The organism is Halalkalibacter alkaliphilus (genome assembly GCF_023555415.1).
In the GTDB taxonomy this organism is placed as follows: domain Bacteria; phylum Bacillota; class Bacilli; order Bacillales; family Bacillaceae_D; genus Halalkalibacter; species Halalkalibacter alkaliphilus.
In genome coordinates this window covers 24,701-37,170 of record NZ_JAKRYL010000033.1, presented here as the reverse complement: position 1 = coordinate 37,170, position 12,470 = coordinate 24,701, and the positions used below count along the sequence as shown (strand labels likewise).

The following is a 12,470-nucleotide window of genomic DNA, read 5'->3' as shown; positions in this document are numbered from 1 at the left end:
ATATGCATAAACAGAATGATCAAGGCGCTGAAGAGCTCTGGTCCTCCGGACCAGAGTCTTCTTCGAATAAGCCGATGGTAAAACATCATGTCCCTCTGGGAGACGAACTTCTTTTTTCGTAACCTTCAATGGGTGTATCTAAGAAAGAAATCGTGTCTTCCTAGTAGAAGAAAAGAAGTAATGCCGAACTCTTTCTCTTCGTAACGCAGTGTGAGTTACTTCTAAGAACAATTCCATGAGAGTAACCTTCCCTGTAGAAGAGACAATCCAATTGAACTGCACCCTTATTGTTAGATACAACTAGCAATAGGGGTGTAGTTTTTTATGTACATAAACAGATTACGTAAGGCTATTTGAAATTATCTTATAGAGAAGATTTGCAGTACCATAAGACATACTGCTAAGTATTGCACCTACTAAATCAGCCCTTGGTTTTTCGGTTCCTTAAATAGAGTACAAGTCGCGTGTCGAATACAACAAATTTCGTGTAGTGACATCTTTATTAAAGCGAAAGTAGAACTAAAAGAAGACTAGAATGGCTACAGTAAGGGTAATAAGAGAGGAATTAGAGAAAACATTACTTAAATTTTTAAAGGATTTTATACTTGATAACAGCTTTATTGCTTGTTATTAGATTAAGTAGGAATTCGATCTTTAATTTGGGGTCAATCACATTTAGAGGAAACTTAAGACATATTTTTAGGGAGTAGAGTCATCATTCCAATCATTATAAAAAACGTTAAAAACCCAAAATAATTAATTTGTTGGTTTCTTTTCTCGATATAGAAAATATTCTACATCCTTATGACTCTTTGAGTAAATATAGGATTTTTATTTTTTCTAGTAATGATGGGGGTACTCATTTTTGTACCTTATAAAAAGTTCCGAGATACAAAATATGAAGAGGAAAGCGGGACTGGGCTCATTGCTACTATGTTCGCTAAAGGAAACTATGGAATCCTTGTAGTCATGCTGCAACAGTGCAGAACCACACATTGTTGTGCAAAAATGAAGAATTAAATTAGAGAAGGTAAGGTCTCCTTAGAAGAGAAAAGGAACGGTTTCCTATTTGACTAATGCTTGAAACCTTGTCACAACAAGTCTTTAATAGAATATAAGTTTACTCATAAATTGAAAGGATGTTTGGAGAGGGTTACCTTATCAAACATCCTTTTGGCATAATAATTGCATTGATTTAAGTAGATGCGATTAGTAAGTAACATTTAAAAAACTCCTAATAAAAAAATATAATATGGGAAGGTAGGAACTTGATCATGAAAAATCCATTTGACTTATCAGGAAAAGTTGCGATAGTTACAGGAGGAGCAAGAGGACTTGGTAAAGGAATTGCACTCGCATTGGCACAGGCGGGAGCAACGGTTGGTCTTATTAGCCGTTCGGAGGAAGAGCTCCAAGAAACTTGTAATGAAATTATCGAGGGTTCAGGTGAAAGCTTTTATAAAGCAGTAGATGTTAGAGATGGGGATGCCATTAAAGCATTTGTCGCAGATACAATTTCTGAATATGGAAACATTGATATTTTAGTTAATGCAGCAGGGTTAAATGTTCGAAAACCATTTTTGGAAATTGGGGATGAGGACTGGGAGTTAATTATGGACGTTAACCTCAGAAGCGTTGTTAAAGTTAGTCAAGCCGTTCTACCATTTATGCAAAAAATTCAAACTGGAAAAATTATTAATATTGCTTCCTTGACAAGTGAAATTGGGATAGATGGTATGGGAAGCTATGCTGCGAGTAAAGGGGGAGTATCACAGCTGACGAAAACGATGGCTAGAGAATTTGCTCAAGAAGGAATTCAAGTTAATGCCATTGGACCTGGTTATTTTAAAACGAAAATGACTGGCCCCGTTTTTGAAGATGAACAACGTATACAATGGTTATTGTCTAGAATCCCAATGAAAAGAACAGGAACACCTGAAGACTTAGGAGGTGCGGCTGTCTTTTTAGCTTCACAAGCCTCTGATTACGTAACCGGCCAAACGATTTATGTTGATGGTGGTTGGTTAAGCTCGTAACTTGAGTAACGAGAAAGTCGAAAACTATTAATCTTTTCACGTATACAGAAATGTTATTCAATAAGGTAGAAACCATAGAAACCTGGTGAGAAGTGTACCTTCTTACCAGGTTTCTTTTGTCCAGCAAATGAACGATCGTCTGCATCTAAAAAAGAGCCGATGAACGTGAATCTTGGTGAGGAAAATAGAACAGGCTGTACTAAAGGTCGAATATGAACTTTAGTACAGCTCTAGTAATTAATATGGATTAGATTGTAGTGAAATAAACTTTGTTTCTAAATAGTCTTCAATTCCTTCTTGGCCACCTTCTCTACCTAATCCACTTTCTTTCATTCCACCGAATGGAGCTTGTGGAACTCCAGGCATAGCATCATTCAGGCCGATAATCCCAAAATCAAGACTCTCTGATAGTTTAATAGCTTGATTAATATCATTTGTGTACACATAGGCTGCTAAACCATAATCTGTATCGTTTGCACTCTCAATAACGTCATCAATGTTAGTGAAGGCTACAATCGGAGCAACAGGACCAAAGGTTTCTTCAAACATTATTTTCATATTTTCAGTGACATTATTTAGTATGGTTGGTGTGTAGAAGTATCCATTTGCTCCTTCGTATCTTGATCCACCGTAAATAACTTCTCCACCATTTGCAATCGCATCTTGAACATGCTCTTCTACCTTAAGCAAGCCACTTTCATTCACAAGAGGTCCGATATCTGCACGAGTCTTAAGGCTATCTCCGACTTTTAAGCCTTCGACTTTCTTTTTAAATTCGGCTAAAAATTGTTCTTTTACGTTTTTTTGAACATAAATTCGGTTGGCACACACGCAGGTTTGACCAGCATTTCTAAATTTACTGTTTAATGCACCCTCTACAGCTTCAGAGATATTGGCGTCCTCTAAAATAATAAAAGGAGCGTGGCCACCAAGCTCTAATGATAGCTTTTTTAATTGAGCAGCAGATTTAGTCACTAATGCTTTTCCAACTTCGGTAGAGCCTGTAAATGAGATCTTTTTGATAATTTTATTAGAGAATAATTCATCTGAGATCTCTTTTGTTTTTCCTGTAACAATATTAATAACACCGTTTGGTATTCCTGATTTTTCTACTAATTTAGCAAATGCCAATGCTGTCAGTGACGCCTGGGCAGCGGGCTTAATAACAATTGTACAACCTGATGCAATAGCAGGACCTAATTTTCTTGTTAACATAGCGATTGGGAAATTCCAAGGTGTAATCGCTGCAACCACTCCGATTGGTTGTTTCGTGACAAACAAACGTTTGTTTGGGGAGGAAGCGGGAATCGTTCTTCCATAAATTCTTTTTCCTTCCTCGGCATACCACTCTAAAAACTTGGATGCATATACAACCTCACCTTGAGATTCTTGAAATACTTTCCCCATTTCTAGTGTCATAATCGTTGCTAAATCGTCTTGGTGTTCCAGCATTAAATTTCGGAGCTTCATTACATATGCTCCGCGTTCTTCAGCAGTTAGCTTTTTCCAGGATTGTAAAGCTCTGTTTGCCGCATTAATCGCATCTACCGTTTCCTCACGTCCAGCTTTTGGAACGTCAGCGATTGTTTCTTTAGTAGCAGGGTTAGTGACAGTGACAACCTCTCCGGTATATGCTTTCATGTATTTGCCGTCGATAAAAATGTTTGTATCATTAAAGTTCAATAATGGATTTTCATTTTTTGTAATCATGTTTTTAACTCCTTTTTATCAAATTAATTGGAAACAGGTAATTTAATTGACTGTGTTGGTGTACATTTCAAAAAAAGATTAATCAGGTCTTGTTTGGTCGTTTTTCTTGGATTTACTAAAATGTTACCGCTTTCCATTGCGTCATTAGCCATTTCATTAATGCTTTGTTCACTAATGTTGTAGCCTTCAAACGTAGCTGGAATTCCAATGTCATTAGATAGGTGTTTTACAGCATTAATCGCTTCAAATGAACGAGACAACTCTGTACCTTCGTCTGTTGATACAGCTCCCATTGCGATAGCGATGTCAGAGAATTTTTTTGGATTTGCAACTCTATTAAATTCCATAACATGAGGCAGTAAAATGGAATTAGCAATCCCGTGCGGAACATTATATTTAGCACTTAAAGGATGACTCATAGCATGGACATTTCCAAGTCTAGTATTGTTAAATGCAAGGCCAGCAATTAAACTTCCATAGAGCATGTTGTACCGTGCGTTTAAATCGTCTCCACTATGAACAGCCGTTCTTAAACTAGATGAAATAAGCTCAATCGCTTTAAGAGCCAGAACTTCACTTATCATGAACGCCTTTTTGGATATATACGATTCAATCGCATGAACTAAAGCATCAAGCCCTGTAGAAGCTGTTAAGCCTGGAGGGAGTGATAGCGTTAAAACAGGATCAATGATAGCCCAGCGAGCAGATAAATCACGACTACCTACAGTAAATTTGTACTCACGATCATGATCGGTAATTACCGTGAAAATAGTTATCTCGCTAGCAGTCCCTGCTGTTGTCGGGATGGCTATGAGAGGCATCCCTCTTTTAGGAACTTTATTGATCCCTTCATAATCTGTAATCTCACCACCATTTGTTCCTAAAATTGAAACAGCTTTGGCTACGTCTAAAGAACTGCCTCCACCAACACCGATGATAATATCTGCATTACTTTCTTGTAATACTTTATAGCATGCTTCAACTGTTAATGTAGAAGGATTCGCTTCTACACTTGAGAAAACAGTGCCTTGAATATATGCCTTGTTCAATTGTTGTAAAATGACATCTAAAATTCCTGCTTTTTCAATTCCTTCATCACAAACGACTAAGGCGTGGCTGAAACCACCATTTTTGATAATTTCTGAAACCTTTTGTACTGAATGATTTCCCATAATAATTTCTGTATTACAGTTAAATTCAGAAAAATAATTGACTGACGTTATGTCCATTGCTTTTACCTCCTTTTGGGTTCTCGAAAAAGTATAATGCAATAAACATGCCAACCTGAATTGTAGTTAAATTAGCTTCTAAGCAATGGTGATCACTATTTTTTTGTGCAGGTTTGTAAAATTTGTGCGATTTTGCACTTGACTATGACAGCATTTTATTGCAAAGATGGATTAGTGAGAAAATTATTACAATTACAGAGGGAGAGGAAAGCTTGTCTATGGAAAAGGAATTGAGTAAATCAAAGGTTGATAACTTAAAGGACTTTATTAACAACACGGAATATCCGGTATTTTTATTTGATGCAAATTTTAAGATGGTCTATTTCAATAAGAATGCTGAGCCTTTTATTGAGTTTTATAAAGAGCCGATCTCCATGACTATGGAAAAGGGGAAAAAGCAAATTGAAAAAACAATGTTGATCAATTCTACTACGTACAAATGTAAAGGCTTTCAAATAAATCTAAATGAAGAAAAATTTTATTATGAAACAATTGATCCACTTACAGATGAACATGAAAAAATTATGAACCTACATGAAGAACTAGAAATGATTATTAATGGTGTTCATGATGGGATATACGTAGTAGATGGTAGAGGATTTACATTACGAATTAACAAGTCTTATTCCGAACTGACGGGTATTACTAAAAGTGAAGTGGTAGGAGTGCATGTCTCTGAGCTGGTTGAAAGTGGTTATTTTGATATATCTAGTACCCTTAAAGTTTTAAAATATAAAAAAACCGTATCGATTCTTCAAAGGATAAAAAATACGAAACAAACATGGCTTGTAACGGCCAAGCCTATACTTAATGAAGAGGGAGCCATAAAGCGCATCGTGAGTACCATTTATGATATGACAGAATTAAATGGTCTCAGAGAAGAATTAAAAGGTAAGTCATTAGCTATAAGAGACAAACAGAAAGAAATTGATGTTTTACGGTCTCAATTATCAAATGTACCAGGCATCATTGGCAATAGTAACAAAATGAAGAAGGTCGTTAACTTAATTCAAAAATTAAGTAGTGTCAATACGTCAGTCTTATTGTTAGGTGAAACTGGAGTCGGAAAAAGCATGATTGCGAAAGCACTCCATAATTCCGGTAATAGAAAGGAGCAAAATTTTATTGAAATTAACTGTGGAGCGATCCCAGAAAATCTATTTGAATCGGAACTATTTGGCTATAAAGCTGGATCATTTACGGGGGCGAATTCGGGAGGGAAAAAAGGTTTAATTGAAGTTGCTAACAAAGGTACCTTATTTTTAGATGAAATTGGTGAAATGCCGATGTCATTACAGGTAAAATTACTTACAGTTCTACAGAATAAGCAAATTCGAAAAGTTGGTGATGTAATTGATAAAGAAGTTGATGTTAGAATTATTGCCGCAACAAATAAAGATCCACATAAATTAATCGATGAAGGTAAATTAAGGGAAGATTTATATTATCGACTTTCAGTAGTCCCGATTCAAATTCCATCATTAAAGGAAAGGAAGGAAGACGTATTTCCATTAGTTAATCATTTCATTGATAGATATAGTAAAGCACATAATAAATATATTAAACTTTCACGAGAAGTGATGGACGTATTTTATAGCTATCATTGGCCAGGTAATATTAGAGAATTAGAACATGTGATTGAGCAAATTATCGTTCTTTCCGATGATAATGGTTTAATAGACACGACAGATTTACCACAACAGATTCTTCAACGTGGGAAAAATCTTGAGCAAGACTTTACAAGTGCACGCTCTTTAAAAGAGATAACAGAAGATATTGAAAAGAAAGCCATTATTGAAGCATGGAAAAGTACCCTCAACATTGAAAAAACAGCTGAACTATTAGAAGTTCATCGTACAACCCTTATTAGAAAAGCCTCGAAGTATCGTATAAATTTTGATAGAAATCCATCAGATATTTTAAACCAACAATGAGATTTATATAGGTAAAAGAAAACAGAAATCGATCTTGCACAAAAAAGTGCAGTGTTGCACGGATTATATTATGAAATTGGAATTTATGGGTAAATTTAACTTTTGGTTAATATAAAAGTAAGAAGTTTGAGTTATTGTTTATAATAAATTCTTTAAGATATGAGACTTTAAACCATTTCTCGTAAGGGAAAACATAAAAACGTTCGTGAATTAACCTCAATAAGGGATAAAGATATTTTTTGAATGGAATTTGGCACGATAGTTGCAAGATACTAAGTGATTCATTAAGTATCTTAATAAAAAATTAAACCGTGTACCATATGATAGGAGGCTGCTACAAGTATCTGACCCTAGTTTTATTCGTATTGATCTTTCGCACTCATATCACATCAGCAGTTGGCATAAATTTTGCAAGAAGAATTGGTGGAAGGGAAAAATCTAATTCTTCTTAAACAATAATTAGACGAATGGAGAAAGTCACTAGTTAATCTAATTAGTTATTAAGTCACTAGTTTAATTGAGAGAGGGGATGGGAGCTTGTTAGCTGCTGTAAAAACGACAACATATCGAGAAATTAACACACAAGAATGGGATATGCCTAAGCTGGAAGAAGGTGAAGTTCTAATAAAAGTTGACTATTGCGGCGTTTGTGGTAGTGATTTGCATGCGTATAACCACGCTTCATCCTATCATTTTGTAGACCTTCCGAGGGTGTTAGGTCATGAAATATCAGGGAGAGTCATAGACGTGGTCGATGAAAGGGACCAGCAGCTACTGAATAAACATGTCTTTGTAGAATCCATTCAATATTGCGGTAATTGTTCCAATTGCTTGGAAGGAAAAACGAACATATGCCTTCACTTTAATGTGATTGGATTACATTATGATGGCGGAATGGCTCAGTATGTTAAATGTAAGTCACACTTTGTCCAAGAGGCTCCATCAAATGTAGATAGTTCCGTTCTTTCTTTAGTTGAGCCTATGGCTATTGCCATTCATGCTGTTGAAACAATTTCTAATGTGAAAAAAGGTCATAAAGTACTTGTTCAGGGCGCTGGGATTATCGGATTTTTTGTCGCTATTACGTGTAAGGAACTAGGTGCTGAAGTGGTAATTAGCGGTCTGCAAGAAGATAAAGATACAAGATTATTTCATACAGAGAACTTTGGTATTACTTCTTATATCAATAGTGAATTAAATACTCTCTCGCAAGACATGGATGTAGTGTTTGAGTGCTCTGGGTCAACGAGAGCATTAGTAGAAGGTTTTAGTTTATTAAAAAAAGGGGGTGATGCTGTATGGGTTGCATTGTACGAACAAGATATTGAGTTACCTCTTGCTTTAATTGTAAGAAATGAATGGACGATTTACCCAAGTTACGGTTGTGTACCTACTGATTACAAGCGAGCATTAGAAATTATTGAAAAATATACGAATCAGCTAGATTCAATAGTAACTTACTATCCTTTTGAAAAAGCACATTTGGCTTTTGAAGACGCATTGAAAAAGAAAGTATTGAAACCTATTTTAACATTTTAAGATTATTTTATTTTTGTAAGCGATTACCCAAACTAATAAGTTTTCTATAAAAGAATTAGGGGGAAATAGAAATGAAAAAAATATCAATGCTTTTAATGTTATTACTAGCAAGTGTTTTCATTCTTGCCGCTTGTTCAGGAGGAAGTACAGAGTCAAGTGGAGAGTCAAATGGAGAGTCAAGTGGAGCATCCAGCTCTGGAGAGAGTAGCAACTCTGAAGAAACGATTAAATTAAGAGTAGGATCTGGTGTCACGCAAGAACATTTTTCTTATCAAAGTTTCTTTAATGCATGGATGGAGCGTGTTGAAGAAGAAACAAATGTTGAATTTGAACTTCATTTAGGCGGAAGTTTGATCTCTATGGGGCAAGGCTTTGAAGCGTTAAATGATGGACTTGTTGATGTTGTTATGCCACTTTACCCATTATATGATACCCAACGTTTTCCGTTATCAGAAGTATCCATGCTTCCAGTTGTAGATACAACAGTTAATGCTGCGTCAAAGGCGTATGCAGATATCGTGTTTGGAAATGTTGACATTGTAGATGGCAAAAACTATCAAGAATTAGAATTTGGAGACCGAGATTTAAAGCTTTGGCCGGCACCAACAACAGAAGCGTACAGCATGAGTTTTGCTAACGGTCAACCAACATCTATGGATGATATTTCAGGATTAAGCATGCGTACTCCAGGTCGTGTACTAGAAATTTTCTCTCGTGAAATTGGAGTGAATCCGGTGTCGTTACCAGCTACTGAGGCGTATGATGCGCTTTCTCGTGGAGCAATTGATGGTATTTACTTTTCTATTTCTGACTGGTCGAGTTATGGTTTAGATGAGTTGTTTGACTATACGATTAGAGGGGCGAACCTAGGTTATTTCAGTCACATTTTTGGTATGACGCAACAAACTTGGGATAGCTTACCGGCAGATGTGCAAGATGTTATGGAACGCGTTACTCATGAATTAATCATGTCCGATCAAACATATCAAACGTTCAGAGACCTTGAAGAAAAAGATTTAACGGCCAATGCAGAAGTTGGCGGAGTGGTAGAACATATTTCAGACCAACCACAAGACATTCAAGATGATGTTTCATCGGCTATGGTTAATACGTGGTTAGAATGGATTAGAATCAATGAAGAAAATGGAGTACCAGGACGAGAAATCGCTAAAATTTGGAGAGATTTAATTATTGAGTATGGAGGAGATGTACCACAGGAAATTCATAATCTTGAATAATAGCTATAAAGATCTGTGCTAGAAATAGCGCAGATCTTTATATAAAGGTAGAGGGGGGGAAGAACATATGAGTAACGAAATTGCCATCATTCTAGTGTTACTATTATTCGTTGTGTTATTAGCTTTAGGTACCCATATTGGGACCGTATTGATTGCTACAGGTATTTTTGGTTTGTTCTTGTTAGGTGGTTTTGATTTACTTCCAGGTATATTAAAGAACGATCCTTTTTATAAAGTGGCGAGCTATACATTAACAACCATTCCATTATTCATCCTTATGTCTCAGTTTATCCTAAGGTCCAATATTATCATTATTTTATATGATTTGGTCTTTAGGATTACAAAAAATAGCGCAACGATGTTGGGAGGTTTCACTCTACTTTTAGGGGGATTCTTAGGTTCATTGTCAGGTTCAGCATCAGCGATTTCAGCTGCGTTAGCCCAAGTGTCCTTGCCGGAACTACAAAAGCATGGCTACAACAAATATTTTGCTGCTGCAACTATCGCGGCCGCAGGATCACTTTCAACTATTATCCCACCATCTATTATTTTAATTGTCTATGGGGCAGCTACTCAAACTTCAATTGGACAATTGTTCATGGCTATGGCTGTTCCGGGAGCTATCACTGTTATTGTCTTGTTTTTAAGTATTTTTATCCTCTACCCGTGGTCTAAAAAGCGAGCAATGGGGAACGGTGATATTGAAACGAAGGCACCTGAAAAAATTGATATTTCTGTTTCTGGTTATATTGTATCCCTATTAGCGGCAGTTCTTATCATGGGCTCTGTTTTTGGGGGAATTTATCTAGGGGTATTCACACCTACAGAGGCTGGTGCAGCAGGTGCAGTTTTTAGTTTGATTGCAGCCGTTTGTCTTCGAAAAGTCAATTTTACATTTATGCGAGAGTCTTTAAATTCGACCATTAAAATTACATGTATGGTTTTATATATCATCATTGGAGCAAGTATTTTTGGAAGATTCGTAACCTTGTCGTTAATGCCTCAAAAAATTATCGCATTAATTGAGCCTTTAATGACGTATCCTATCCTAGTGATTTTACTCTTACTAGGTATCTACTTTATTTTATTTATGTTTATTGAGGGGGCTGCTGTAATTGTTATGACTGCAAGTATTGCCGTACCTATTGCAGCTCAAGCAGGTAAAACGCCATTAGAATTTGGTATCTTGATGACGATCATTTGTACGGCTGGTCTACTTACACCTCCAGTAGGGTTAAGTGTATTCAGTGTCGCAGGGGTTTCGCGACTCCCATCATTCCAGATTTTTTCCTATGCAACGATATATGCAATTATCATTTGTGTAGTAATCATTCCGCTTTTACTTCTGTTTCCTCAATTAATCACTTGGTTACCTAATAATATGTAAATGAGAACAGGAGGAGGGATAAAATGAACACAGTTAATAAAATCGATGAGTTGTTTGATCGAGTGAACAAGATAGGGGTTTTTATAAGCGGTATTGCGATTTTACTAATGATGTTTTTAATAGCGCTTGAAATCGTACTAAGGTCGGTATTTAGTTCATCAATTCCTGGTTCCTATTTAATTGTAGAAAATTATTTCATGCCGTTAGCTGTTTTTCCCGCATTAGCCTTTGCGTTCGCATCGGGGATCTTTCCTCGCTTAGAAGTTGTCGTCGATAAGGTGAAAACAATTACGACTAAAACATCTATTATTGTTTTTGTAATGTTAGTTGAACTAATTTGTAGTGTAATTATCGCGTATTATGGATTTGTGATGGGGATTGAAGGAACGCGCGAAGGTCGTGCCTTTTTAGCTGGAAACACCTATCTACCGATCCATCCATTCTTTTACTTTGTCGGTATATCATTTAGCATGTTATCAATAAAGATTATCCTTATGATTTTTAAATTAGTTTTATCAAAGGGCGAATATAACCCTTATGAAACAAATGAAGATCCTCAAGATAAGAATAACTAATTCAATTAGGAGAGTGATCATTAATATGAATTCAACCATCGAGACGATTTTATCTCATCGTTCTGTTCGGAAATTTACAAATCAAGCTTTAACGAAGGAGCAAATTGACACGATCGTTCACTCTGCGCAAATGGCAGCTACGTCCAATTACATTCAAGCCTATTCAATTATAGGTGTTAACGATCGTAATAAAAAAAGCAAATTAGCTCAATTATCAGGAAATCAAGCCTATGTTTTAGAAAGCGGTCACTTCTTTGTATTTTGTGCAGATCTGCATCGTCATCAGCTAGTAGCAGAAATGGAAGAATCAGTTATTACAGAGTCTATTGAAAGTAGTGAGAAATTTATTGTTGCAGTTGTTGATACTGCATTAGCTGCACAAAACGCGACAATTGCTGCTGAATCCATGGGTCTTGGGATTTGTTATATTGGAGGAATTCGAAACGAAATAGAGGGAGTTTCTGAATTGCTCGAACTTCCAGAGTATGTCATCCCGTTATTTGGGTTGACTGTGGGATACCCAGACGAGGAAACAAGCATAAAACCGAGACTTCCAAAAGAAGCTGTATATCACGAGGATGCTTATCAATCCGATCTAGCGATGACCGAACAATTGGATCAGTATGATGAGGTTGTTTCTAATTACTATTATGAAAGGACCAATGGTAAAAGGGCAGAACGATGGACAGAGCAAATGTCAAATATGCTTAGCAACCCAACGAGAATGAACATAAAATCGTTTCTTGAGAAAAAAGGATTTGCTAAAAGATAGAGCTACTTTTAATCCAACAACATGATGTTAGCAGGTATCATGTTGTTGGA

General features: G+C 36.2%; 9 protein-coding genes. 7 read left to right on the top strand and 2 right to left on the bottom strand.

Features of this window, described 5'->3' with window-relative positions; translation table 11 throughout:
- The first annotated feature begins 1,274 nt into the window (after positions 1 to 1,274).
- The gene (locus MF646_RS21105) at positions 1,275 to 2,036 is read left to right on the top strand and encodes an SDR family NAD(P)-dependent oxidoreductase (protein WP_250098482.1); all 762 of its coding nucleotides are present in this window, start codon (positions 1,275 to 1,277) and stop codon (positions 2,034 to 2,036) included.
- Between the two features lie 237 nt (positions 2,037 to 2,273).
- Here the strand turns inward: MF646_RS21105 and MF646_RS21100 are convergent, their stop codons facing one another.
- Together MF646_RS21100 and MF646_RS21095 are read right to left on the bottom strand one after the other, a co-directional pair.
- A complete protein-coding gene (locus tag MF646_RS21100; protein WP_338035524.1) occupies positions 2,274 to 3,698 on the bottom strand; it encodes an NAD-dependent succinate-semialdehyde dehydrogenase in 1,425 nt (474 codons plus the stop codon).
- A gap of 71 nt (positions 3,699 to 3,769) precedes the next feature.
- A complete protein-coding gene (locus MF646_RS21095; protein ID WP_250098481.1) occupies positions 3,770 to 4,975 on the bottom strand; it encodes an iron-containing alcohol dehydrogenase in 1,206 nt (401 codons plus the stop codon).
- 122 nt (positions 4,976 to 5,097) lie between these two features.
- On the opposite strand from MF646_RS21095, the gene MF646_RS21090 reads away from it, so the two are divergent.
- The 6 genes from MF646_RS21090 to nfsA all read left to right on the top strand — a co-directional run bounded on the left by MF646_RS21090 (position 5,098) and on the right by nfsA (position 12,420).
- A complete protein-coding gene (locus MF646_RS21090; protein WP_250098480.1) occupies positions 5,098 to 6,909 on the top strand; it encodes a sigma-54 interaction domain-containing protein in 1,812 nt (603 codons plus the stop codon).
- Positions 6,910 to 7,446: 537 nt separating this feature from the next.
- Positions 7,447 to 8,448, top strand: a complete 1,002-nt coding sequence (locus MF646_RS21085; RefSeq protein WP_250098479.1) for a zinc-dependent alcohol dehydrogenase — start codon at positions 7,447 to 7,449, stop codon at positions 8,446 to 8,448.
- A 71-nt stretch (positions 8,449 to 8,519) separates the two neighbouring features.
- Positions 8,520 to 9,686: a type 2 periplasmic-binding domain-containing protein gene (locus MF646_RS21080; protein WP_250098478.1), complete on the top strand. Its 1,167-nt coding sequence runs from the start codon at positions 8,520 to 8,522 to the stop codon at positions 9,684 to 9,686.
- A 67-nt stretch (positions 9,687 to 9,753) separates the two neighbouring features.
- The gene (locus MF646_RS21075; RefSeq protein WP_250098477.1) at positions 9,754 to 11,073 is read left to right on the top strand and encodes a TRAP transporter large permease subunit; all 1,320 of its coding nucleotides are present in this window, start codon (positions 9,754 to 9,756) and stop codon (positions 11,071 to 11,073) included.
- A gap of 23 nt (positions 11,074 to 11,096) precedes the next feature.
- A complete protein-coding gene (locus tag MF646_RS21070; protein ID WP_250098476.1) occupies positions 11,097 to 11,648 on the top strand; it encodes a TRAP transporter small permease in 552 nt (183 codons plus the stop codon).
- 25 nt (positions 11,649 to 11,673) lie between these two features.
- Entirely contained in the window at positions 11,674 to 12,420 is a 747-nt protein-coding gene (nfsA, locus tag MF646_RS21065; protein ID WP_250098475.1) for an oxygen-insensitive NADPH nitroreductase, read from the top strand.
- Positions 12,421 to 12,470 lie beyond the last annotated feature (50 nt).

Bases quoted from the DNA above. Each gene is read 5' to 3' on its own strand.
- MF646_RS21105 (WP_250098482.1), top strand. From the start codon at position 1,275: ATGAAAAATCCATTTGACTTATCAGGAAAAGTTGCGATAGTTACAGGA.
- MF646_RS21075 (WP_250098477.1), top strand. From the start codon at position 9,754: ATGAGTAACGAAATTGCCATCATTCTAGTGTTACTATTATTCGTTGTG.
- MF646_RS21095 (WP_250098481.1), bottom strand. From the start codon at position 4,975: ATGGACATAACGTCAGTCAATTATTTTTCTGAATTTAACTGTAATACA.
- MF646_RS21070 (WP_250098476.1), top strand. From the start codon at position 11,097: ATGAACACAGTTAATAAAATCGATGAGTTGTTTGATCGAGTGAACAAG.
- MF646_RS21080 (WP_250098478.1), top strand. From the start codon at position 8,520: ATGAAAAAAATATCAATGCTTTTAATGTTATTACTAGCAAGTGTTTTC.
- nfsA (WP_250098475.1), top strand. From the start codon at position 11,674: ATGAATTCAACCATCGAGACGATTTTATCTCATCGTTCTGTTCGGAAA.